Consider the following 23,587-nt stretch of genomic DNA (forward strand, 5'->3'; position numbering starts at 1 on the left):
TCTTTTTCTGCGTGCTTGTGACGGTGAGCGTCGGCTGTCGCTCAGCCGTGCACGACGCGGCCAGCCACCAGCGTGTGGCGCACGCGCCCCTGCATCGGGTAGCTGGAAAACGGCGTGTGCTTGCCCTGGCTGCGCAGCGCCTCGGGCACCACCTGCCATTCGAGCGACGGATCGGCAATGCACAGGTCGGCCACGCCGCCCTGCACGATGCGCCCGATGCCGCTGGCTGCGTCGACCGCGTTCAGCAGCCGTGCCGGCGCCGAGGTGATGACCTCGATGGCGCGCGCCACGCCCGCGCCGCTGCGCTCGCCCCATTGCAGCGCGAGCGGCAGCAGCAGTTCGAGGCCGGTGGCGCCGGGTTCGGCTTCGGCAAAAGGCAGGGTCTTGGCGTCGGCCTCGACCGGCGTGTGGTCGGACACCAGCGCGTCGATGGTGCCGTCGGCCAGTGCGGCCGAGAGCGCGTCGCGATCGCCCTGCTGGCGCAGCGGCGGGTTCAGGCGTGCGCGGCTGTCGAAGAAGCCGATGTCGGTGTCGGCCAGGTGCAGCGAGTTGATGCTGACGTCGCAGGTGAGCGGCAGGCCCTGCGCCTTGGCGTCGCGCACCAGCGCCACGCCGCGGGCACTCGACACGCGGCACAGGTGCACGCGCGCGCCGGTGCTCTTCATCAGTTCGATGATGGTGAAGATGGCGATCGTCTCGGCCGCCACCGGCACGCCGCCCAGACCCAGGCGCGTGGCGAGCGCGCCGCTGGCCGCGACGCCCTTGCCGAGGTCGCGGTCTTGGGGGCGCAGCCACACGGTGTAGCCGAAGGTGCTGGCGTACGACAGCGCGCGCTGCAGCACCTGCGTGTCGGCCAACGGCACGTCGGCCTGGCTGAAGCCGATGCAGCCGGCTTCGGTGAGCTCGGCCATTTCGGTGAGCACGCCGCCGGCCAGGTTGCGCGTGAGCGCACCGAGCGGGAACAGGCGCGCGCACTGCAGTTTTTCGGCGCGGAACTTGAGCATCTCGACCAGGCCGGGCTCGTCGAGCACGGGGTCGGTGTCGGGCGGGCACACGAGGCTGGTCACGCCGCCCGCGATGGCCGCGGCCATTTCGCTTTCGAGCATGCCTTCGTGCTCATAGCCCGGCTCGCGCAGCCGCGCGGCGAGGTCGACGAGGCCGGGGGTGACGAGGCAGCCCGTGGCGTCGAGGGTGCGCTCGGGCTTGAAGCCCGCTGGTGCCTGTCCGATGCCTGCGATCTTGCCGTCGGCGATGGCGATGTCGGTCTGTTTGTCGGTGCCCGAGGCGGGGTCGATGACGCGGCCGTTGGTGATGAGGATGTTCATGCTTCGTTACCGGCGACGATGCTCATGACGGCCATGCGCACGGCGATGCCGAAAGTGACTTGCGGAAGGATCACGCTCTGCTTGCCGTCGACCACGGCGGAGTCGATCTCGACGCCGCGGTTGATCGGGCCCGGGTGCATCACGATGGCGTCGGGCTTGGCCAGTTGCAGCTTCTCTTGTGTGAGGCCGAAGGTCTTGAAGAACTCTTGCGACGACGGCAGCAGCGCGCCGCTCATGCGTTCGTTCTGCAGGCGCAGCATGATGACGACGTCGCAGTCCTTGATGCCTTCTTCGAGCGTGTGGCACACGCGCACGCCCATGCCGGCCATGTCGGCGGGCACCAGCGTCTTCGGGCCGACCACGCGCACTTCGGCGCAGCCGAGCGTGGTGAGTGCATGAATGTCCGAGCGCGCCACGCGCGAGTGCAGCACGTCGCCGACGATCGCAACCGTGAGGTTGGAAAAATCTTTCTTGTAGTGGCGGATCGTGTACATGTCGAGCAGCCCCTGCGTCGGGTGCGCGTGGCGGCCGTCGCCGGCATTCACCACGTGCACGTGCGGTGCGACGTGCTGTGCGATCAGGTACGGTGCGCCCGACTCGCTGTGGCGCACCACGAACAGGTCGGCGGCCATGGCGCTCAGGTTGGCGATGGTGTCCAGCAGCGACTCGCCCTTGGTGGCCGAAGAGCGCGCGATGTCCAGGTTGATAACGTCGGCCGACAGGCGCTTGGCCGCGATCTCGAAGGTGGTGCGCGTGCGCGTGCTGTTCTCGAAGAACAGGTTGAACACGCTCTTGCCACGCAGCAGCGGCACCTTCTTCACCTCGCGGTCGCTCACGCTCGTGAAGTTGGCGGCCGTGTCGAGGATGTGTGTGACGATGTCCTTGGGCAGGCCCTCGATCGACAGCAGGTGGATCAGCTCACCGTTCTTGTTGAGCTGCGGGTTTCGCTTGTAGAGCATTACGTGTTGTCCTCTACCTTGAGGCTGAAGGCGCCGTCGTCGGCGCGCGCGAGGGCGAGCAGTTGCGTGTCGGGCAGCGTGAGCGTGGTGGCAGCGAAGTCGGCGGCCACGGGCAGTTCGCGCCCGCCGCGATCGACCAGCACGGCGAGGCGCACGCAGGCGGGGCGGCCGAAGTCGAACAGCTCGTTGAGCACCGCGCGGATCGTGCGGCCCGTGTAGAGCACGTCATCGAGCAGCAGCACGTCGGCGCCGTTCACGTCGAAGGGCAGCGCGGTCTGCGCGCTGGCCGAGAGGCCGCGGCGCGCGAAGTCGTCGCGGTGCATCGCCGACGAGATGACACCGGGAGCGCCGGCCAGGCCGAGGTCCTTCTGCAGGCGCTCGACCAGCCAGGCGCCGCCGGAGGTGATGCCCACCAGTTTCGTCTCGGGGCGCATCAGCGCCTTCACGCCAGAGAGCAGCGTCGTGTAGAGCGCTTCGGCATCGGGGATTGAACTCACGGGAGACTCCTCAAAAATTGCTCCAGGATGATGCAGGCCGACGCGGCGTCAGCATCGCGGGCGCCGGACGACAGCGCCTCGGTGGTGCTGTAGCGCTCGTCGACTTCGTACACCTGGAGATTGAAACGGCCGCGCAGCTGGCGCGCGAACTTCTGGGCGCGGCGGGTGTTCTCGTGCGGGGCGCCGTCGGGGTGGTAGGGCACGCCGACCACGAGCGCGTCGGGCTGCCATTCCTTGATGCGGGCCTCGACCTGCGCAAAGCGGGCGTCGGCGCCCTCGGCCTTGATGGTGGTCTGCGGGGTCGCCGTGCGCAGCAGCCGGTTGCCGCTGGCCACGCCGGTGCGCTTGGCGCCGAAGTCGAAGCCCAGGAAACTCTGGAAATGCGCGGGAACGGGAACGGAAGCAGGAGCGGATGCGGGCGCGTCGGACATGACGTCGCTCATGCGTGGCCCGCTTCGGGAGACAGCGTCCACGCTTCGAGCCCCAAGAGCATCAGCGCCTTGTCGTAGCGCTTTTCCACCGGCGTATCGAAGATCACAGCGGGGTCGGCCAGCACGGTGAGCCAGCTGTTCTCGGCCAGTTCGGACTCCAGCTGACCCTCGCCCCAGGCCGAATAGCCCAGCGAGACCAGCACCTTGCGCGGGCCGGCGCCGGTGGCCAGGGCCTCCAGCACGTCTTTCGAGGTGGTCATTTCGAGCCCGCCGGGGATGGTCATGGTCGAGGCGTAGACCGATTCCTCGGGCTTCTCGGCCTGGGTGAACACCGGCTCGTGCAGCACGAAGCCGCGCTCGGTCTGCACCGGGCCACCCTGGAAAACGGGGGCGTCGCCCAGCTCGGGGCGGGTCAGGTGAAGCTCGATTTTTTCGAACAGCACCTTGAGGTTGATGTCGCTGGGTTTGTTGATGACCAGCCCGAGCGCGCCGCGCTCGCTGTGTTCGCAGAGGTAAACGACGCTGCGGTTGAAAGTTTTGTCTTCCATCCCCGGCATCGCGATCAGAAAGTGATGCGTCAGGTTCATCGGGGCAGAATCGGCAGCCATATGCCCCCGATTTTACTGGCCGTCGATAAGACCTATCCCAAAGGGCTCATGTGGTTCCGCCGGGACCTCCGGGTGGACGACAACGCAGCGCTGTACCGGGCGCTGCGGGCCTGTCGGCAGGTGGTGTGCGTTTTCGTGTTCGACCGGGCCATCCTGGACGCCCTGCCCCGCGCGGACCGGCGGGTCGAATTCATCCGCGAATCGCTGGTGGAGCTCGAAGCCGAGCTGCGCGGGCTGGGCAGCGGGCTGATCGTGCGACACGCGGTGGCCGCCGAAGAGATTCCGGCGCTGGCCCACACACTCGACGTGCAGGCCGTGTTCGCCAACCGCGACGACGAACCCGACGCCCTGGCGCGCGACGCCCGCGTGCTCGGCGCGCTGGCCAATACGGGCATCAGCTTCCACACCTTCAAGGACAGCACGGTCTTCGACCGCGACGAGGTCATGACCAAGGCCGGCCTGCCCTATACCGTGTTCACGCCGTACAAGCGGGCCTGGCTGGCGAAGGTGGATTCGTTCTTCCTGAAGTCGTACCCCGTGCGCAGCCACGCCGACGCGCTCGCGCCGCCGCCCCCGGCCCTGAATGCGCCGGTGCCCACGCTGGGCGAGATCGGCTTTGAAAGCACCAACCTCCAGACGCTGGAGATTCCCACCGGCACGCGCGGCGCGGGCGCGCTGTTCGAAGATTTCTTCGAGCGCATCGACCGCTACGACGAGGCCCGCAACTTCCCGGCCGTGCGCGGTCCGAGCTACATGGGCGTGCACCTGCGCTTCGGCACGGTGTCGATCCGCCAGCTGGCCAGCGTGGCGCACCAGCTGGCGCTGCAGGGCAACACCGGGGCCGCGACCTGGCTCAGCGAGTTGGTCTGGCGCGACTTCTACTTCCAGATCCTGGCGCACTTTCCGCACGTGCACGCCAACGGCGAATCGAAGAGCTTTCGCCCCGAGTACGACAAGATCCAGTGGCTCCACGGCAAGCACGCCGACCAGCTGTTCGACGCCTGGTGCGAAGGCCGCACCGGCTACCCGCTGGTCGATGCGGCGATGCTGCAGATCCGGCAGAGCGGCTACATGCACAACCGGCTGCGCATGGTGGTGGCGAGCTTCCTGTGCAAGGACCTGGGGCTGGACTGGCGGCGCGGCGAACGCTACTTTGCAGAGCACCTCAACGACTTCGAGCTGGCCTCGAACAACGGCGGCTGGCAATGGGCCAGCTCGACCGGCTGCGACGCCCAGCCCTACTTCCGCATCTTCAACCCGGTGACGCAGAGCGAACGCTTCGACCCCGAAGGCAAGTTCATCCGCCGCTACCTGCCGCAGCTCGCAGGGCTGTCGAACGTGGCGATTCATGCGCCATGGACGGCGTCGCCGGTCGAGCTGGAGGCGGCGGGTGTCAAGTTGGGCGACAACTACCCGACGCCGGTGGTGGACCACGCCGAGGCGCGCGAAAAGACGATGCAGCGCTATGCGACGGCGCGGAGCAAGGCCATGCAGAAGCCGTAGCCAAAGAGAAAGGGCCCCGAAGGGCCCTTCTCTTTTGCGCGTCGATCGCCGACGCTGCCGAGGCTGATCAGGCCACGGCCAGCGCGGCCGGCTCGCTCGTGTACGCACGCACCAGGCGCAGCAGTTCCTCTTCCGAGTACGGCTTGCCGAGGTAGTGGTTCACGCCCAGCTCGCGTGCGTACTCGCGGTGCTTTTCGGCGATGCGCGAGGTGATCATGATGATCGGCAGCTCGGCCAGCGCCGTGTCGGCGCGGATGTTGCGGGCCAGGTCGAAGCCGTCCATGCGCGGCATCTCGATGTCCGACAGCACCACGGCCGGGCGCTCCTGTTGCAGCCGTTCGAGCGCCTGCAGGCCGTCGGCCGCGAGCGACACGCGATAGCCTTCGCGCTGCAGCAGACGCTGCGTGACGCGGCGCACGGTGATGGAGTCGTCCACCACCAGCACGAGCGGAATCTGCGGCACCACCGGCGCGAAGGCCGCCGGGGTTTGCGGTGCACCGGCGTCTGCCGACGTTGCATGCGTCGGCGCGGCCAGCGCGGCGGTCTGGCGCGCACGCGCCTGGTCGCCGTGCACTGCCGCCAGCGCCACCGGGTTGTAGATGAGTGCCACCGCGCCCGACGCCAGCACCGAGATGCCGGCCAGGCCGGGCAGCCGTGCGAGCTGCGGGCCGAGGTTCTTGACCACGACTTCCTGGTTGCCCAGCACTTCGTCCACGTGCAGGGCGACGCGCTGTGCCGCGCTTCGCACGATGACCAGCGTGTTGTTTTTGGTGGCGGCGTGCTCGCTGCGGATGGAATGCTGCAGCAGCGCGCCGGACCAGTAGAACGGCACCTGCTCGCTGCCGAAGGCGAAGCTGTGGTTCAGGTAGGCGGCCTCGAGGTCGGCACCGCTCACGCGCTGCACGAGTTCCACGAGGTTCGACGGCACGCCGATCGACACCTCGCCGGCACGCAGCATCACCACGTGCGTCACGGCGGTGGTCAGCGGCAGCACCAGCTTGAAGGTGGTGCCCTGGCCCGGCGTGCTGTGCGTTTCGATGCGGCCGCCGAGCGCGGCGATCTGCGCGCGCACCACGTCCATGCCGATGCCGCGGCCGGCCAGTTCGGACACCTGTCCGGCCGTCGAGAAGCCGGGCTTGAAGATCAGCTCGGTGGCTTCTTCGGGCGACAGGTCCTGGTCGTGGCCGAGCAGGCCGAGCGCGCGGGCGCGTTCGGCGATGCGCTTCTGGTCGAGGCCTGCGCCGTCGTCGCGGAAGCTCACCGACACGTCGTTGCCTTCGTGGTGCAGGTCGATGACGATGAGGCCGCTGGCGTCCTTGCCGGACGCTTCGCGCGCTGCCGCGTCTTCGATGCCGTGCGCCACGCAGTTGCGCAGCAGGTGTTCGAAGGCGGGCGTCATCCGGTCGAGCACGCCGCGGTCCATTTCGATGGAGCCGCCGACGATGTCCAGGCGCACCTGCTTGCCGGTGTCCTTCGAGGCCTGGCGCACCACCCGGTACAGGCGGTCGGAGATGCCTTCGAACTCCACCATGCGCGTGCGCAACAGACCGCGCTGCAGTTCGCGCGTCTGGCGTGCCTGCACGCTCAGGTCGTCTTCCGTGGCTTGCACGGTCTTCTGCAAGGTGCGCTGCACGGTGGCCACGTCGTTCACCGACTCGGCCATCATGCGCGTGAGTTCCTGCACGCGGGTGAAGCGGTCGAACTCGAGCGGGTCGAAGCTCTGCTGCGAGTCCTTGGCTTGCGCCAGGCGCGACTGCATCTGGCTTTCAGCCTGCACTTCGATGTCGCGCAGCTGTTGGCGCAGGCGGTCGAGGTTGCCCGTGAGGTCGGCGAGCGAGCCGCGCAGCTGGCCGAGTTCGGCTTCGAGGCGCGAGCGCGTGATGATGACCTCGCCGGTCTGCGCGACCAGGCGGTCGAGCAGCTGGGTGCGGATGCGCACGGCCTGGCCCGATGCCGCACGCAGCGGCGCGAGCAGGGCGGGTGCGGGACGCGGCAGCAAGGACGACGGGGCTGCAGCGGGAGCCGTATCCGCGGCCTCGCCGGCTTCGGCCTGGTCATCGTTCGCCGACACGCGAATCTCCGGCGCCGATTGCACGCGCTGCATGGCGGGTGCGGTCGGGCTGGCGGTCGCGATCAGTTGGGCCACTTCGACCTGGGCGGCGTCGTCGGCCGCGCGCAGGGCGTCGAAGGTGTGTTGCAGCGTGTCGAGGCGGGCCAGCAGCTTTTCGATGTCGGCCCGCTCGGCCCCCTGGGAGCCCAGGAGTTCGATCTCGGACTCCATGCGGTGTGCGCGCTCGCCCAGGCGCATGGCGCCGGCCAGCCGTGCACTGCCCTTGAGCGTGTGCAGCGTGCGCAGCACCGAGGCGCGCGGCGCGCTGTCGTCGGGGTGGTGCGACCACTGGCGCAGCGCCTCGCCCAGCTGCGGCATCAGTTCGGCCGCCTCTTCCTCGAAGATCGGGAACAGGTCGACGTCGACCGCATCGGCCAGGTCGATGGCGTCTTCGTTGTCGTCCAGTACCACGTCGGCAAAGGCGTCGTTGGCGACGATCTGCTTCGGCAGCAGCGTCTCGAAACGGGCCGCGGCGATTTCAGGCGGCATCGGCGCGGCAGCAATTTCGCGCAGCGCCTGCAGCGTGGCTTCGGACGGATCACGCAGGAAGCCGACGGCGAACTGGTGCAGCAGGCGACGCAGTTCGTCGGCTGCGGCGACCAGCACGATGCCCTGCTCGCGCGTACCACTGCCTTGCATCTGCAAGTGCTGCAGCGCGGATTCGAGCAGACGGGCCATGCCCGAGAGGCTGTGGAAGCCGACGGTGGCCGAGCTGCCGGCCAGCGAGTGGGCCAGTGCGATGGTCGAATCGGGCAGGCGCTCGTGGGTTTCGAGCGCCCATTCGCCGACATCGGTCGCCAGCTGGCGGGACCATTCGTCGGCTTCGTTGAGGTAGACGTTGTAGAGCGCGATGCCGATGCGCAGCGGGCCGATCACCTTGACCTGGTCTTCGGCGCTTGGTGCGGTGGAAGACTCGGGTTCGGTAACTGCTTCGCCCAACGCGGGCTCGGGTTCCGACACGGGTTCCGGTTCGGCCACGGCGGCAGCCGTCAGTTCTTCGATGACGACAGGGGCCTCGGCCTCGGGTGCGACGTCGACTGTCGCTGCCACGGGTTCCGGCTCCGGCTGCAGTTCAGGCAGCGCTTCGAGTGCCGGCAGTTCTTCGGCGACTTCGATGACCTCGACAGCGGCCACCACCTCGGCGACAGGCTCTGCGGCAGCCAGCGGCAGCGGCTCGGGCGTCCACTCGAGATCGGGCAGGCCCGACGCGGTCGGCATCGTCGCTTCGATCTCTGCAGCGGGCTCGGGCTCGACGTACGACACGACAGGCTCGGCGGGTGCGTGCGTCTTCGGCGGTGCGAGGAAATCGAACTCGTCGCCGCTGGGCAGCGCTTCGAGCGGTGCGGGCGCTGTGCTTTGTTTGGTCTCGAAGTCGATGAAATCGGTGGAGGCGAAATCGTCGTCGGGCTCGGGTGTGACAGGCTTGGTGGATGCGTGTTGTGCGTCTTGCGCGTCTTGCGCCTGCTGCCAGTCGGAGAAGTCCAACGTGGCGTCAGGGGCCGCGACGTCTTGCGGCGTCAGCGACAGATCGGGCAGGTCAGGCAGTTCCGGCAGCGCGAGCGATGCCGATTCGGCGGCGATGTGGCGCGCGGCCACTGCCAGCGCTTCGGTGTCGGCCACGCGCACCGGTGCGGGCACGGGCTCGCCTGCCAGCAGGGCGTTGGCCACGCGGCTGAACGGCGCCGAATGCCAGGTGCCTGCATCGCCGGCGGCAATGGCTTCGACCCACTGGCTGAAATCGCGCAGCATGCGCTCGGTACTCGACAGCAGCTCGGGCGTGGCGTCGCGCTGGTCGGCCAGCCAGGTGTTGACCACCTGTTCGAGCGACCAGGCGGCATCGCCGAAGTCGGTGAGGCCAACCATGCGCGAGCTGCCCTTGAGCGTGTGGAACGCGCGGCGCAGGATGGTGAGTTCTTCGGTGTCGCCGGGACGGCTGCCGAGCGCGGTGATGGCGGCCAGGCCGTTGCCCACCACTTCGCGGGCTTCGTCCAGGAAGATGTTCTGCAGGTCGTCTTCTTCGAGCTCGGTGACTTCGGTGTCGGGCAGCGCCGACGGACCGGAGATCTTGGTGGTCCAGCTCTCGGCCTTACGGCTGAATTCCTCCAGCGGCGACGGCTTGGTCTTGCGGTTGGGCGTGGCCAACGCGGCGAGCTTGGAGGCGATCTGCGCGTCGACTTCCTCGATGCTGAGCACGGGCTCGGCGACCGGTGCGGCAGCGCCTTCGGCCGGGGCCGCGGCATCGGTGGCGTGGCGGCCCATCAAGGGCTTGAGTTCGCCGGCTTCGGCGTCGAACACGAACAGGCGCTTGGCCAGTGCGGGCTGGTAACCCAGCATGTCGATGAGGAAACCGAGCGCGCCCAGGTTGTTGCCGAGCGCGTCGAAGGTGGCCATTTCCTCGACGGGCGAGCGATTGGCCTGCAGCATCTGGTCGACGTCGTCGCGCATGCGCTGCACGGTGAGTGCGGCCTGCTCGAGCCCCAGCACCGAGAACACACCGCGCATCTGCATGAGCTGGGTGGGCACGGTGCGCAGCAACGGCTTTTCGGCCGGGCGGCGGAAATACTGGTCGAGCGACTTCTCGAGTTCGCTCAGGTGGCTGCGCAGCTCGTCGACCACGGTGCCCATGGTCTGGCGGTCGCTGACGCGGCGGTACAGGTCCTCCATCCACGGCTCGAGCGGCTCGGAACGGCCACCGTCGCGCACGCGCTCGATGCGGCCGGCCAGCTGCAGCGTGCGGGCCGTGAGTTGCGGATCGCTGGGGTCGAGGTCTTCGAGCGCGGCTTCGAGGTACAGCACCGAGGTGGCGACTTCCATCGCCAGTTCGGTGTCGGGCGGCTGGCCGGAACGCACCGAGGCGTCCACGGCATGGGTCAGCGCCTCCACCATCGGCTGGCTCGGCGGGTGCAGCTTGTGCAGCGATTCGCCGAGTTGCGCGAAGGTGTCGGCCACCTGGCGCGTGCGTGTGATGTCGCCACCCGAGAGCGCCGACCACATTTCCTTGGCGGTTTCGATGCGCTTGCGTGCCTGCGAGAGCACCAGCGGATCGAAGCGACCGAACTGCACCACGGTGTAGTCGACGCGCGGCTCTTGCGCCACGCCCCAGGCGCTGCGCACGGTGCGCAGCGTGGCGGCGTCGTCATCTGGTGCGCCAGGCCCGGCCTGGGCGCAGAAGAACAGCAGGTCCTGGCCGAGGCGGTCGGACACCACGCTGTCGCCGCGCGCCAGCGTAGCGTACTGCAGCAGCACGCGCGAGGCGGCGCGCTTGACGTAGGTGTCGAAAGGAATCAGGCCCAGCGCGAGGGCTTCGAAGAAGCCCGCAGCCAGTGTCCAGAAGCTGGCGACGCGCGGCAGCAGCGCGCCGCGACCGAGCCCCAGGCACAACGCATGCAGCCGGCGCGCGGCCTGCGGATCGCTGCTCTTGACCAGCTGCAGCACCTCGCGATCAAGCCGCGAGCGCACGGCCGGGTCGTAGGCCAGTGCCGCCTGCGTGAGCGCTGGCTTGACCTCGACCCAGCGCCACGCGGTGCTCCAGAGGTCCGCCGGGTGGACGCGCTCATTGCCGACGAGCTCCAGCACATCACGGTACTGCGGGAACAGCGCCACCGACGACACGGCCTTGCCGGCCAGCAGTGCGCTGAGGAAATCGGTGACGGCAAAACCGGCACGCTCGATCTTGTGCACGGCACTCTCGGTGCAGCGCTGCGGTTCGGCGATGAAGCCCTGCACCGCGAATTCGATGGTGCCGAGCACCAAGGCGGGCGAGCTGTGGCCGACCATCTGCAGCGCGCCGACGGCCTGGTGCAGTTGCTGGCGGGCCATCTGCAGCGGGCCGCTCTCAGGCTCCGTGGCACTGCCCACGTCGCGCACGAAACGCCGCAGCGACTTGCCGACACCGTCGAGGGATTTCTGGATTTCTCCCAGCACCCAGGCCAACGGCCCGAGGTCTTCGGTGGCCGGCATGTTGCCGGCGAGGGGGGCCGTGGCAGGGGTTTGAATCGACACGTGGTTGCTCGCCGTTCTTATCTATCTGTTGTCAGGCAATCTTGAACCGAGCGACCGAGCGACGCAGTTCTTCAGCCATCTGCGAGAGCTCGCGCACCTGCTGGGCCGTGGTCCGCGTGCCTTCTCCGGTCTGTTCCGTCACCGCAAAAATGTGCTGGATGTTGGCGGCCACCACGTTGGCCGAATCGGCCTCGCGGGAGGCGGACTGCGAAATCTGCTCGATGAGGTCAGCAAGGCGGCGCGACACGCGGTCAATCTCGGTCAGCGCGGTACCTGCGTTGTCGGACAGCTTCGCCCCCTCGACCACACCCTGCGTGGAACGCTCCATGGCGCCCACCGCATCCTGGGTGTCGGTCTGAATCGCCTTCACCAGCGCCGAAATCTGGCGCGTGGCGTCCGCGGAGCGTTCAGCCAGTCGCTGCACTTCTTCCGCCACCACCGAGAAGCCTCGACCGGCTTCACCGGCCGATGCGGCCTGGATGGCGGCGTTCAGGGCCAGCACGTTCGTCTGTTCGGTAATGTCCGAGATCAGCTCGGTGATTTCGCCAATCTCTTGCGACGATTCGCCCAGGCGCTTGATCCGCTTGGAGGTTTCCTGGATCTGGTCGCGGATGGAGTTCATACCGCCGATGGCGTTCTGCACGGCCTGCAGACCCGACGATGCAGCTTGCAGCGACTGGCGCGCCACCGTGGCGGACTCTTGCGCTTGCGTGGACACGCCGTTGATTCGCTCGGCCATGGTCAGCACCGACTGGCCGGTTTCGCGAATTTCGCGCAGCTGTTCGGTCGAGGCGGCGAGCAGTTCGGTCGAGGTGTTTTCCACCTGCGACGTCGTCTGCGCCACGCGGGTTGCCGTGTTCTGCACGTTGCCCACCAGCAAGCGCAGTTCTTCCACCGTGTAGTTCACCGAGTCGGCGATGGCGCCGGTGATGTCCTCGGTCACGGTCGCTTCCTGCGTCAGGTCGCCTTCGGCCACTGTCTGCAGTTCGTTCATCAGCCGAAGAATGGCGGCCTGGTTGGCGTTGTTGACGCGGCCGGCTTCTTCCGAAGTTTGCTCGGCTGCCAGACGTTCGCGTTCGGCGGTTGCGGCACGTTCGCGGCCTTCGCGCACCTGCACGAAACCGATGGCGCCGGCCAGAGCCAGGGCGGCCAGCGACAGCACGAACAGCAGCACGATCGTTCCGGCGCCCAGGCCGGTACGGGCAGAGAGCTTGTCCTGCAGGTCGCCGAGCGACTTACGCAGCGGCTCGCTGTCGGTCAGGATGGAAGCCTGCGCTTCGCGCGCTGCGACCAGACCCTGCAGGTTGCCCAGAATGGCGGACGCCTGCGTGCGCATCTGCTCGTAGGTCTTCAGGATGGCTTCGAGCTGCTGACGCGTTTGCGGGTCTTTCGAGCCGGGGAAGCGCTGCTGCGCATTGCCGTCAAGCAGGCCGCGGGTGGTTTCCTGGAAGGTGTTCAGGTCCTTGCCCAGCAGGAACACGGCGTCGGGGTTCACACCCTCGACCGTGAAGAACTCGTTGGTCGACTTGCCGATGCGCTGCGTCAGCATCACGAGCTGGCCGGCGGCCGAAATTTCGGGCAGCGTGGCGTTCTGCTGCATCTTCAGCGACGCGACGGTTTCCGTCATTTCGAGCAGCGTGGACGACTGCTGGTTGATGTCGCGCAAGGCGGCACCCACCTGCGTCAGGATTTGACGCTGGGCCAACACGGCCTTGGCGCTGGTGTCGGCGCGGGTGACCAAGGGGTTGATCTTGTTCATCTCCTCGTCGTACTGGTTGCCGACGGCTTCCAGGCGCAAGGCGTCGTCGCCGTTGGTCAGGCCCTGCACGCGGCGCGTGAGGTCGTCGGCGCTGTCCTTCACTTCGACGAACGCCGAGGCGCTGCCGACGAGGGCCTGCGAGATCGACTTGGCCAGGCGCTGCGACTGCATCAGCGACTGACCAGTGGCCGCCACCTGCTGTGCGAGGCGTTCCGCGCGAAGAATGGCGGAGCCGGCCACCAGCAACAGCGCCAGCACCACGATGGCCAGCAAGATGGCCAGCACGCGCTGCTGCTTGGCGGGGTTGGCGCCCATGCTGCCGCCCATGGTGGCAGCCAGCGGGGCCGCTTCGAGCGTGGCTGCGTTGGCGGCCTCGATGGACGCGGGGTCGCCCAGCGCATCGATACCGCCGAAGCCGGTGTCGGTCACGGCGGCAGACGCCGAAACGCCGTCGCCTTTTTTGGCGAGGCGGATCGTTTTTTCGTCCGGAACCTGAACCGTGTCGACATCGTCGAGCGATATCGAACCGGAGCCGTCGACGCGGGCCTTGTCGTTCCCGTTGTTCGCGGGGAGTAATTTCTTGAACTTGTCGGCGATCGAGCTCACGGTCGGTCCTTCAGGTGGTTGCCAGTGCCATGTGCCGAAGCACTACGCACCAATACTCAAAAACTGGGGTTGCTGCGAAAGCGCCTGCAGGTTGACTTCCTGCCAGCGCTCTCCTGCTGCGTCGGTGTACAGATGCCCGTGCCAGGCAGGTGCTTCTGCGCCCGGGGCCTCGGCGGCCGTGAAGGCCTCGACACCCCGCAACCCCGCCAGTCGATCGACCAGCAATGCGCAGTTGACTTCGAGCAGCTCGTTGAATGCCACGAGCCGCGATTGCATGCGTGCCGCTTCGGAGGCCGCGGGCGCGCCCGGCGCACCGGACGCAAACGCCGACAGCTGCACGACGCCGTACAGGCCGCCGCGCAGGTTGGCGACGCCGAGAAACCAGGGCTCCGTGTAGGGCACGGGCTGGGGCGGCGTCCAGGGAAAGATTTCGCCGGCGTGCGCGAGCGGAAAGAGGTACTTGCCCTCGCCCGCCTCGACCGCCAGCCAGCTCGCGGCCACGCCGGTGGTGCGCGCAGCCTGGAGGCGGCTCGCAAGACGGGACTGGAAGGCGCGGAGCGCGTCGCGATTCGCCATGGATTGCGCAGGTTCCCGGTCAGGCGAGCGCGCTGATCTTGGACATCAGGTCGGCCGCGTTGACGGGCTTCACGATGTAGTCGCGCGCGCCCTGGCGCATGCCCCAGACACGATCGGTTTCCTGGTTCTTGCTGGTGCACAGGATGATCGGGATGGCGGCGTACTTCGGGTCACGGGCGATGGCGCGCGTGAGCTGGAAGCCGTTCTGGCCGGGCATGACCACGTCCATGAGGATCAGGTCGGGGTGGTCTTCCTCGAGGCGGCGCATCGCGTCGTCGGCGTTTTCGGCCGTCTTCACGGAGAAACCGTTCTTCTGGAGGAGGTCGGTCAGGAACATCAGTTCCGTCTTGGAGTCGTCAACGACGAGGATTTTTCGAATCGGCATTACTGCACTTCCTGTTGAACAATGCCAAACTGCTGCACGGCCTGCAGCAGCTGGTCTTTGGTGAACGGCTTGGTGAGATAGTCCTGGGACCCGACCATGCGGCCGCGGGCCTTGTCGAATACGCCGTCTTTCGAAGACAGCATGACGACCGGGACATTGGAGAAATGCGCGTTGCGCTTGATGATGGCGCAGGTCTGATAGCCGTCGAGACGAGGCATCAGGATGTCGCAGAAAATCAGGTGAGGCTTGTGGTCGTTAACCTTGGAGAGCGCGTCGAAGCCGTCTTCCGCGAGAAGAACCTCGTGCCCACCCTGCTTCAAAAAAATCTCGGCACTGCGCCGGATGGTGTTGCTGTCGTCGATGACCAGCACCTTGTAACCAGATCCATTCGGGCTCATTGCAAACGCTCCTGCTCATCAGAGACTTGGATGCCCGCCGCGCCGAACATCGACGCAGATCGCGTAGCCCTATGCCATGCTTGTCAGATCTCAACCATTTCGAAGTCTTCCTTGCGCGCACCGCACTCAGGACAGGTCCAGTTCATCGGCACCTCGGCCCAGGCCGTGCCTGCCGCGATGCCGTCTTCCGGTACACCAACCGCTTCGTCATAGATCCACCCACAAATCAGGCACATCCAAGTTTTCGTGTTCATCGGAGCTTAAAGTCCTTGTTCATTAAATGCAACGAGTGTATCTATGCGTATCTCACTGGCAGACCGTAAACGTCGCGCCTATGCCACCATCCAGGGGATTTCGCCAGGCGTATGACCATCTACTTACATCCAGACGAGAACGCCCGCACACCGGGCAATCTTAACGACCCCTCGCAGGAGGACGATGAGGCGCTGAGCGAACGCGACCTGAATCCCCCCTGCGTGCTGGTGTTCAATGCCAGCGACCCGAGCGGCGCGGGCGGCCTGGGCGCCGACGCACTGGCCATGGGATCGGTGGGCGCTCACATCCTGCCGGTGGTGACCGGCGCCTACGCCCGCGACACGGCCGAGATCTTCGACCACTTCGCCTTCGAGGAAGAGGCCGTGGCCGAGCAGGCGCGCGCCATCCTCGAAGACGTCGAGGTCCAGCTGATCAAGGTCGGCTTTGCCGGCACCCCCGAGGCGCTGAGCACCATCGCCGAGACCGCCGCCGACTATCCCGACGTGCCCGTGGTGGCCTACATGCCCAACCTGTCGTGGTGGGACGAGAACCTGATCGAGGCCTATCACGACGCTTTTCGCGATCTCGTGCTGCCCCAGACCACGGTGTTGGTTGGAAACCACAGCACCCTGTGGCGCTGGCTGCTGCCCGACTGGAGCGGCGAGCGCCCGCCCGGCGCGCGCGACATCGCCAAGGCCGCCGGCGAGTTCGGCGTGCCCTACACCCTGGTCACCGGCATGGTGCTGCCCGACCAGTTCATCGACAACGTGCTGGCCTCGCCGCAGTCGGTGCTGGCCAGCGAGAAGTACGAACGGCTCGAAGCCGTCTTTGCCGGGGCCGGCGACACGCTTTCGGCCGCGCTCGCGGCCCTGCTGGCCAGCGGCACCGACCTCGTCGCCGCTACGAGCGAAGCGCTCGCTTACATGGACCGCTGCCTCGACGCGGGCTTCCGCCCCGGCATGGGCCACGTGCTGCCCGACCGCCTGTTCTGGGCCGAGCCCGAGGACGACGAAGACGATGACGACGAACCCGACACCCCTCCCGATTTCGCTTTACCCCCGCACGACACCCGACACTGATGACTGACCAGAACGACATTCTTTTCGAGCGCGCCCGCGCCGTGATCCCCGGCGGCGTGAACTCGCCCGTGCGCGCCTTCAAGGCCGTCGGCGGCACGCCCCGTTTCATCCAGCGCGCGCAAGGCGCCTATTTCTGGGACGCCAACGACAAGCGCTACATCGACTACATCGGCTCCTGGGGTCCGATGATCCTGGGCCATGGCCACCCGGCCGTGGTCGAGGCGGTGCAGAAGGCCGTGCTCGAAGGCTTCTCGTACGGCGCGCCGACCGAGCGCGAGATCGAACTGGCCGAAGCCATCCTGGCCCTGGTGCCGTCGATGGAAATGGTGCGCCTCGTGAGCTCGGGCACCGAAGCCGCCATGAGCGCGCTGCGCCTGGCGCGCGGCGCCACCGGCCGCAAGACCATCGTCAAGTTCGAAGGCTGCTACCACGGCCATGCCGATGCGCTGCTCGTGAAGGCCGGTTCCGGCCTCGCCACCTTCGGCAACCCGACCTCCGCCGGCGTGCCGCCCGAGGTGGTGCAGCACACGCTGGTGCTCGAGTACAACAACCTGCAGCAGCTCGACGAAGCCTTCGCGCTGCACGGCCAGGACATCGCCTGCCTGATGATCGAAGCGATCGCCGGCAACATGAACTTCGTGCGCGCCACGCCCGAATTCGCGAAGCGCTGCCGCGAGCTGTGCACGCAGCACGGCGCGCTGCTGATCTTCGACGAGGTGATGACGGGCTTCCGCGTCGGCCTGCACGGCGCGCAAGGCGTGCTGGGCGTCACGCCCGACCTCACGGTGCTCGGCAAGGTGATCGGCGGCGGCATGCCGCTGGCGGCCTTCGGCGGCCCGCGCGCCATCATGGAACAGCTCGCGCCGCTGGGCCCGGTCTACCAGGCCGGCACGCTGTCGGGCAACCCGGTGGCCACCGCCTGCGGCCTGGCCACGCTGAAGGAAATCTCGAAGCCCGGCTTCTACGAAGCGCTGGCCAAGAAGACCCGCACGCTGGTCGACGGCCTCAAGGCCGCCGCGGCCGCCGAGGGCCGGCCCTTCAACGCCGACAGCGAAGGCGGCATGTTCGGCTTCTTCCTCATGAACGAGCTGCCGCAGAACTACGCGACGGTGATGACCACCGACAACGCGCAGTTCAATGCGCTGTTCCACGGCCTGCTCGACCGCGGCGTGTACATCGCGCCGGCACTCTACGAAGCCGGCTTCGTGAGCGCCGCGCACAGCGAGGACGACATCGCGGCCACCATTGCGGCGGCACGCGAGATCTTCAGCAAGCGCTGACGCGCGCCCTCCCCGCTCAGGCGGGGTCGACCACGGCCACCGGCCCGGCCTCGGCTTCGAGCACCTCGGCCGCGGCCAGGCACAGGTCTTCCCGGAAGCGGTCGCTCACGAGTTGCACGCCCGTGGGCAGCCCCCCACGCAAGCCCATGGGCACCGACAGCCCCGGCAATCCCAGGATCGCGGTGGACAGCAGCGGGCTCTGCGCATCCAGGATCTCCCGCATCGCGGCGCTGCCGCGCTGGTCGGCGTCGACCGGGAACGGATGGCGCCATGACACGGGCATCAGCAGCAGCGGATGGCGCTGCAGGAACAGCGCCCATTCACGCATCAGGCCCGTGCGCGCAGCCAGGGCACGCATGTAGCTCACCGTATCGAACTGCGGCGCGTGCGCATCCATGGCGCGGTAGGCCTGGCGGATGGTGTCGTCGCCATCGCGCAGGAGCGCCTCTTCCACCAGCAGCCGGCTGTCGGCCATCGTCAATGACAGCCAGAGGTCGGACGCCTCGCGCAGACGCGGCGGCTGCGCGGGCTCGACGCGGTAGCCGGCGCTCTCCAGACGGCGCGCGGCGCGCTGCAATGCGTCGGCCACCTCGGGGTCGCAAGCGTAGCCGGGCAACTCGGTGCACAGCGCCACGCTGATCGGGCCGCTCGACGTTGCCGGTTCCAACGGCGCGGGCGCCCACCACGGGTCGCGCACATCGCGCTGCGCCATCGCGGCGAAGGCCAGCCGCAGGTCGCGCACGCTGCGCGCCAGCGGCCCCTGCACCGACGTGAGCTGGACCACCATCGGCCGCTCGCCCGCACCCGAAGGGTTGAAGGCCGGCACGCGCCCGAAGCTCGGCCGCAGGCCGTACACGCCGCAGGCGTAGGCCGGGTAGCGGATCGATCCGCCCTGGTCGTTGCCATGCGCGATGGCGCCGATGCCGACAGCAACCGCCGCCGCCGCGCCACCGCTGGAACCACCCGGCGTGACGTCGGCGTTGTACGGATTCAGCGTGCGCCCGTGCGCTGCGTTGTCGGTGAACCAGCGCATCGAGAACGCGGGCGTGTTGGTGCGGCCGACCACGATCGCGCCGGCGCGCTGCAGGTTCGCCACCACGGGGCTGTCGTCCTTCGCCACGACGCTGCGGTAAGCCTCCACGCCGTTGGTGGTGGCGTGGCCGCGCTGGTCGACGTTGACCTTGATGGTGACCGGCACGCCGTGCAGCGGTCCGGTCGCCTCGCCCTTCGCGAGCACGGCATCGGCCTGCGCCGCCGCGCCGAGGGCCTCATCCGCGCAGCCGTCGACCACGGCGTTCAGCTGCGGGTTCACCGCGTCGAGCCGCGCCAGGCTGCTGCGCACCGCGTCGACGCACGAGACCTCGCGCGCCTTGATGCGCTGCGCCAGGTCGACGGCTTCCAGTTGCCAGAGTTGCATGCGTTGTCTCCTAGAGAAAAATGAAATCGGTGGCGAGGCCGCGCGTCAGTCGCCCTTGACGCCCGCGCGTCGCACGGCGTCGGCCCAGCGCGGCTTCTCGCGCTTCATCAGCGCGCTGAGTTCCTCGGGGCTCGAAGGCAGCGCCTCGATCGACAGCGCGGCGTTGGCCAGGACCACGGCCGGGTCGGCCAGTGCGGCGCGCAGCGCGGTGTTGAGCCGGTCGACCGTCTTGCGCGGCGTGCCGGCCGGCGCCATGAGCGCGCCCCAGGCCACCACCTCGAAACCGGGCACGCCGCTTTCGGCCACCGTCGCCACCTCGGGCAGCACGCCGGCGCGCTTGGCGCTGGTCACGGCAATCGCCTTGACCCGACCTTGCTGGATGAACGGCAGCACCGCCGAGATGTTCTCGATGGTCACGTCGAGCTGGCCGTTGACCATGTCGCCGACCGCCTGCGTGCCGGTCTTGTAAGGCACCTGCACCATCGTCAGCCCGGTCTCGGCTTTCAACAGTTCGCCGGTGAGGTGACCCGCGCTACCGATGCCGGGCGAGCCGACCGAGAGCTTGCCCGGGTGCTCGCGGCCGTAGGCGACCAGCTCCTGCAGCGTGCGCACCGGCAGGTCCTTGCGCACGATCAGCACGTAGGCGTTGCTCGAGATCAGGCCGACCGGCACCAGGTCTTTCTCGGGCGCGTACGGCAGCTTCGAGAAGAACGCCGGGTTGATGCTCAGCGTGACGAGATTGCCGTAGCCGACCGTGTAGCCGTCGGGCGCCGAGGTCGCCAGCGCTTGCGTGCCGACGATGCCGCCGGCGCTGGGGCGGTTGTCCACCGCCATGGCCTGGCCCAGTTCGCGGCCCATCGCGTCGGCCACCGGCCGCACCGCCACGTCCACGCCCGAGCCGGCGGCGTACGGCACGATGAACTTCAGCGGGCGCTCGGGGTACTGGGCCGAGGCGCCGAAGGCGACGGCGGCAAGCCCGGCAACGAGGGTGCGGCGGGTCCACGCGAATGACAGCAGTGCAGGCACGAAGGTATCTCCTGTGAGAAGCCCGCCGCTCACGATGAGACGACCGGTGCGCAAAGTCTAGGAATCGACTGCCCGCCGGAAAAGACAATCGCTTGTCGCGATGACAACCTGTGTTTGTCTGGGGATCACCCGGTGGCGGCGCCCGGCAGAATGCGCCGCATGAAGGACCACCAGCTCAAGGCCTGGCTGCGGCTGGCCGACACCGGCAGCATCCGCGCCGCCGCGCGCAGCCTGCACCTGAGCCAGGCGGCCGTGACCAAGGCGATCCGCGAGCTCGAAGCCGAGGTCGATGCGCAGCTGGTGCTGCGCAGTTCGCGCGGCATCGAGTTCACCGAATGCGGCCGCCAGCTCACCGTGCGCGCGCGGCTGGCGCACCAGCAGCTCGAACTCGCGCGCCAGGACATCCGCATCCTGCAAGGCAGCCAGCACGGCCGCGTGGCCATCGCGGTGACGCCGATGGTGTTCCTGGGCGTGCTGCCCGAGGTCGTGCGCGCCTTTCGCAAGGCGATGCCGCATGCGCAGCTCAAGCTCTTCGACGGCCTGATTCCCCAGGTGCTGCCGCTGCTGCGCGAGGGCATGATCGATTTCGCGGTGGCCGGCCCGGTGGCTGCGGCGCTCGATGCCGACTTCGCGTTCGAGCGGCTCGACATGATCGAGATGGCGGTGCTCTGCCGCCGCGGCCATCCGCTGAACCGCGCCACCCGCTGGGAAGAGGTGGCGGGCGCCGAATGGCTCATGCACCTGGCGCCGGGCAGCCAGCACACCTTTCTGCTGGAGCAGTACGCCGAGCAGGGCTTGCCGCTGCCGGAGCACCGCATCGAGGTGGCGTCGTTCGGCGTGAGCTGGGGCCTGCTGACCCGCAGCGACGCGCTGATGGTCGGGCCGGCCGGCATGCTCACGATGCCGCCCTATGCCGACATGGTGGAGCGCGTGCCGCTCGCGATGCCAGTGCCGCCGCTGGAGCTGGGCATCGTCTCGCCGCGCGGCAAGCCGCTGTCGCTGGCGGCGCTGCGGCTGGCCGAGCTGTTCCGCAAGTACCTGGCGCGACCCGCCTGAGGATGTCATCGTTTTTGTGATCGCCGCGTGTATATTGCGCCGGCGTTCGCAGGTCCCCATCCCACGCACGCAGACCCAAGGGAAGCAGTCATCACGGCCACCATCGAAGCCGCGAGACAGACCAAATTTCAGGACGCCCCGCCCATGACCCCCTTGCGCATGCTGCCGCTGCTGAGTGCCCTTCTTCTGCCGGGCCTCGCGCTGGCGCAGTCCTTCGAGCCGAAGAACATCTGGATCAACCCCGGCTTCTACTCGGCCCACTTCGACAGCGGCAAGGGCCTGGAAAACGCCAACCCGGGCCTGGGCTTCGAGTACCCGCTGAACGACACCTACCGCGTCACGGCCGGCACCTTCCACAACAGCAACCGGCGGCAGTCGCACTACGTCGGCCTGTACATCCTGCCCTTTGAGTTCTACGGCGTGAAGTTCGGCGCGGTGGTGGGCGGCTTCGACGGCTACCCCGACTACCGCAACGGCAACTGGTTTCCCGCCATCATTCCGACGGCCGCCATCGAGGGCAAGAACTGGGGCCTGAACATCGCCTACGTGCCGACGATCAGGAACCGGTTGTACGGCGCGATCAGCTTCCAGCTCAAGTACCGCTTCGGCACGCACGAGTAACGACGGCGGCAACAAAAAAGGCCAAGGCCGCGTGAGTGACCCTGGCCTTGTTCGGGCAGGCCCCGCAGGGCCGCAAGCTCAGTGCCGGAAGTGGCGCACGCCCGAGAACACCATCACCACGCCGCGCTCGTCGGCTGCGTCGATCACTTCCTGGTCGCGCATCGAGCCGCCCGGCTGAATGACGCAGCCTGCGCCCGCATCCACCACCACGTCGAGGCCGTCGCGGAACGGGAAGAAAGCGTCGCTGGCCACGGCCGTGTCCTTGAGCGACAGGCCCGCGTGCTCGGCCTTGATGCTGGCGATGCGCGCGGAGTCGAGGCGGCTCATCTGGCCCGCGCCCACGCCCATCGTCATGCCGTCGGCGCAGAACACGATCGCGTTGCTCTTGACGTACTTCGCGACCTTCCAGGCGAACAGCAGGTCTTGCAGCTGCTGCGGCGTGGGCTGCTTCTTGCTGACCACCTTGAGATCGGCCAGTGCCAGCTCGTGGTTGTCGGCGGTCTGGATCAGCAGGCCCGAGCCGACGCGCTTGACGTCCATCGCGTTGCGGCCGTTGTCCCAGTCGGTGGTGCCGCCCTTGGGCAGTGCGATCTCGAGCACGCGCACGTTGAGCTTGGCCTTGGTCGCCTGGAACACTTCCAGCGCCTCGGGCGTGTAGCCCGGCGCCATCAGCACTTCAACGAACTGCTTGTTGACGGCCTGCGCGGTGGCCAGGTCCACCGTTCGGTTGAAGGCGATGATGCCGCCGAAGGCCGAGGTCGGGTCGGTCTTGAAGGCCTTGCTGTAGGCCTCGAGCGCGTCGGTGCCCACGGCCACACCGCAGGGGTTGGCGTGCTTGACGATCACGCAGGCGGGCTCGTCGAAGCTCTTCACGCATTCCCACGCCGCATCGGCGTCGGCGATGTTGTTGTAGCTGAGCTCCTTGCCCTGCAGCTGCCTGGCCGACACGAGCGAACCGGGCGCCGGGTACAGGTCGCGATAGAACGCGGCCTGCTGGTGCGGGTTCTCGCCGTAGCGCAGGTCTTGCACCTTCACGAAGCGGCCGTTGCTCTGCGCCGGGAACAGCGAGCGCGTGGGCGCGGGCTGGCCGATGCTGGCGTCGAAGTCGATGGCCGAGAGGTAGTCGCTGATGGCGCCGTCGTAGTCGGCGATGCGGTTGAACGCAGCCACCGAGAACGCGAACTTGGTCTTGTCGCTGAGCTTGCCGTCGGCCTTGAGCTCGGCCAGTGCCACAGCGTACTGCGACGCGTCGGTGAGCACGCCCACGTCCTTCCAGTTCTTGGCCGCGCTGCGCACCATGGCCGGGCCGCCGATGTCGATGTTCTCGATCGCGTCTTCGAGCGTGCAGCCGGGCTTGGCCACGGTGGCTTCGAACGGGTACAGGTTGACCACCAGCAGGTCGATGGTGTCGATGCCGTGTTCCTTGATGGCCGCCACGTGCGCGGGCAGGTCGCGGCGTGCCAGCAGGCCGCCGTGGATCTTCGGGTGCAGCGTCTTCACACGGCCGTCGAGCATTTCGGGAAAGCCGGTGTGGTCGGCGACTTCGGTCACCGGCAGGCCGGCGTCGGCCAGGAGCTTGGCGGTGCCGCCGGTGGACAGCAGCTTGACGCCCAAGCCATGCAGGGCTTGCGCGAATTCGAGGATGCCGGTCTTGTCGGAAACGGAAAGGAGTGCGGTCTGAGCCATGGATGTGC

Annotated in this window: 19 protein-coding genes; 5 read left to right on the forward strand and 14 right to left on the reverse strand. The window is 67.9% G+C overall.

What is annotated here, in order from left to right; all coding sequences use genetic code 11:
• Positions 1–41: 41 nt before the first annotated feature.
• The 5 genes from IG196_RS26300 to IG196_RS26320 are packed head-to-tail and all read right to left on the reverse strand — an operon-like array spanning position 42 to position 3,820.
• Positions 42–1,325 carry a dihydroorotase gene (locus IG196_RS26300; RefSeq protein WP_192193663.1) on the reverse strand — a complete coding sequence of 428 codons (1,284 nt, stop codon included), beginning with the start codon at positions 1,323–1,325 and terminating at the stop codon, positions 42–44.
• Positions 1,322–2,284: an aspartate carbamoyltransferase catalytic subunit gene (locus IG196_RS26305; RefSeq protein WP_056577783.1), complete on the reverse strand. Its 963-nt coding sequence runs from the start codon at positions 2,282–2,284 to the stop codon at positions 1,322–1,324. The genes IG196_RS26300 and IG196_RS26305 overlap by 4 nt, the downstream gene beginning before the upstream one ends.
• Positions 2,284–2,781: a bifunctional pyr operon transcriptional regulator/uracil phosphoribosyltransferase PyrR gene (pyrR, locus tag IG196_RS26310; RefSeq protein ID WP_192193664.1), complete on the reverse strand. Its 498-nt coding sequence runs from the start codon at positions 2,779–2,781 to the stop codon at positions 2,284–2,286. Before pyrR ends, IG196_RS26305 begins: the two co-directional genes overlap by 1 nt.
• Positions 2,778–3,212 carry a Holliday junction resolvase RuvX gene (gene ruvX / locus IG196_RS26315; RefSeq protein WP_192197156.1) on the reverse strand — a complete coding sequence of 145 codons (435 nt, stop codon included), beginning with the start codon at positions 3,210–3,212 and terminating at the stop codon, positions 2,778–2,780. Before ruvX ends, pyrR begins: the two co-directional genes overlap by 4 nt.
• A gap of 8 nt (positions 3,213–3,220) precedes the next feature.
• Complete coding sequence (locus IG196_RS26320) at positions 3,221–3,820, reverse strand: YqgE/AlgH family protein (RefSeq protein ID WP_101490345.1); 600 nt, start codon at positions 3,818–3,820, stop codon at positions 3,221–3,223.
• Between IG196_RS26320 and IG196_RS26325 the strand changes: the two genes are divergently transcribed.
• A complete protein-coding gene (locus tag IG196_RS26325) occupies positions 3,821–5,323 on the forward strand; it encodes a cryptochrome/photolyase family protein (protein WP_192193665.1) in 1,503 nt (500 codons plus the stop codon).
• A gap of 67 nt (positions 5,324–5,390) precedes the next feature.
• Here the strand turns inward: IG196_RS26325 and IG196_RS26330 are convergent, their stop codons facing one another.
• From IG196_RS26330 to IG196_RS26355, 6 genes are all read right to left on the reverse strand, one after another.
• Positions 5,391–11,435, reverse strand: coding sequence for an Hpt domain-containing protein (locus IG196_RS26330; RefSeq protein WP_192193666.1), 6,045 nt, complete (start codon positions 11,433–11,435; stop codon positions 5,391–5,393).
• Between the two features lie 31 nt (positions 11,436–11,466).
• On the reverse strand, positions 11,467–13,800 hold the full coding sequence (locus tag IG196_RS26335; protein WP_192193667.1) for a methyl-accepting chemotaxis protein: 2,334 nt from the start codon (positions 13,798–13,800) through the stop codon (positions 11,467–11,469).
• A 42-nt stretch (positions 13,801–13,842) separates the two neighbouring features.
• Positions 13,843–14,376, reverse strand: a complete 534-nt coding sequence (locus IG196_RS26340) for a chemotaxis protein CheW (protein WP_101490349.1) — start codon at positions 14,374–14,376, stop codon at positions 13,843–13,845.
• Between the two features lie 19 nt (positions 14,377–14,395).
• Positions 14,396–14,761 carry a response regulator gene (locus IG196_RS26345; RefSeq protein ID WP_099792919.1) on the reverse strand — a complete coding sequence of 122 codons (366 nt, stop codon included), beginning with the start codon at positions 14,759–14,761 and terminating at the stop codon, positions 14,396–14,398.
• The gene (locus IG196_RS26350; RefSeq protein WP_099792921.1) at positions 14,761–15,159 is read right to left on the reverse strand and encodes a response regulator; all 399 of its coding nucleotides are present in this window, start codon (positions 15,157–15,159) and stop codon (positions 14,761–14,763) included. The genes IG196_RS26345 and IG196_RS26350 overlap by 1 nt, the downstream gene beginning before the upstream one ends.
• Positions 15,160–15,242: 83 nt before the next feature.
• A complete protein-coding gene (locus tag IG196_RS26355) occupies positions 15,243–15,413 on the reverse strand; it encodes a rubredoxin (protein WP_099792923.1) in 171 nt (56 codons plus the stop codon).
• Between the two features lie 111 nt (positions 15,414–15,524).
• Between IG196_RS26355 and thiD the strand changes: the two genes are divergently transcribed.
• Together thiD and hemL are read left to right on the forward strand one after the other, a co-directional pair.
• Positions 15,525–16,493 (forward strand): bifunctional hydroxymethylpyrimidine kinase/phosphomethylpyrimidine kinase, encoded by a 969-nt coding sequence (thiD, locus tag IG196_RS26360; protein ID WP_192193668.1) that lies wholly within the window; start codon positions 15,525–15,527, stop codon positions 16,491–16,493.
• The gene (gene hemL / locus IG196_RS26365; RefSeq protein WP_192193669.1) at positions 16,493–17,773 is read left to right on the forward strand and encodes a glutamate-1-semialdehyde 2,1-aminomutase; all 1,281 of its coding nucleotides are present in this window, start codon (positions 16,493–16,495) and stop codon (positions 17,771–17,773) included. The genes thiD and hemL overlap by 1 nt, the downstream gene beginning before the upstream one ends.
• 16 nt (positions 17,774–17,789) lie before the next feature.
• Here hemL and IG196_RS26370 read toward each other — a convergent pair whose 3' ends face one another.
• Both IG196_RS26370 and IG196_RS26375 read right to left on the reverse strand, forming a co-directional pair.
• Complete coding sequence (locus IG196_RS26370) at positions 17,790–19,190, reverse strand: amidase family protein (protein WP_192193670.1); 1,401 nt, start codon at positions 19,188–19,190, stop codon at positions 17,790–17,792.
• A gap of 45 nt (positions 19,191–19,235) precedes the next feature.
• Positions 19,236–20,216, reverse strand: coding sequence for a Bug family tripartite tricarboxylate transporter substrate binding protein (locus tag IG196_RS26375; RefSeq protein ID WP_225616809.1), 981 nt, complete (start codon positions 20,214–20,216; stop codon positions 19,236–19,238).
• A gap of 159 nt (positions 20,217–20,375) precedes the next feature.
• Between IG196_RS26375 and IG196_RS26380 the strand changes: the two genes are divergently transcribed.
• Both IG196_RS26380 and IG196_RS26385 read left to right on the forward strand, forming a co-directional pair.
• Positions 20,376–21,272 (forward strand): LysR substrate-binding domain-containing protein, encoded by an 897-nt coding sequence (locus IG196_RS26380; protein WP_099792929.1) that lies wholly within the window; start codon positions 20,376–20,378, stop codon positions 21,270–21,272.
• Positions 21,273–21,416: 144 nt separating this feature from the next.
• Positions 21,417–21,893, forward strand: coding sequence for a hypothetical protein (locus tag IG196_RS26385; RefSeq protein ID WP_101490354.1), 477 nt, complete (start codon positions 21,417–21,419; stop codon positions 21,891–21,893).
• A 78-nt stretch (positions 21,894–21,971) separates the two neighbouring features.
• Here IG196_RS26385 and purH read toward each other — a convergent pair whose 3' ends face one another.
• Entirely contained in the window at positions 21,972–23,579 is a 1,608-nt protein-coding gene (gene purH, locus IG196_RS26390) for a bifunctional phosphoribosylaminoimidazolecarboxamide formyltransferase/IMP cyclohydrolase (protein ID WP_192193671.1), read from the reverse strand.
• Positions 23,580–23,587 lie beyond the last annotated feature (8 nt).

This window comes from Variovorax sp. 38R, from assembly GCF_014843395.1.
Lineage (GTDB): Bacteria > Pseudomonadota > Gammaproteobacteria > Burkholderiales > Burkholderiaceae_C > Variovorax > Variovorax paradoxus_H.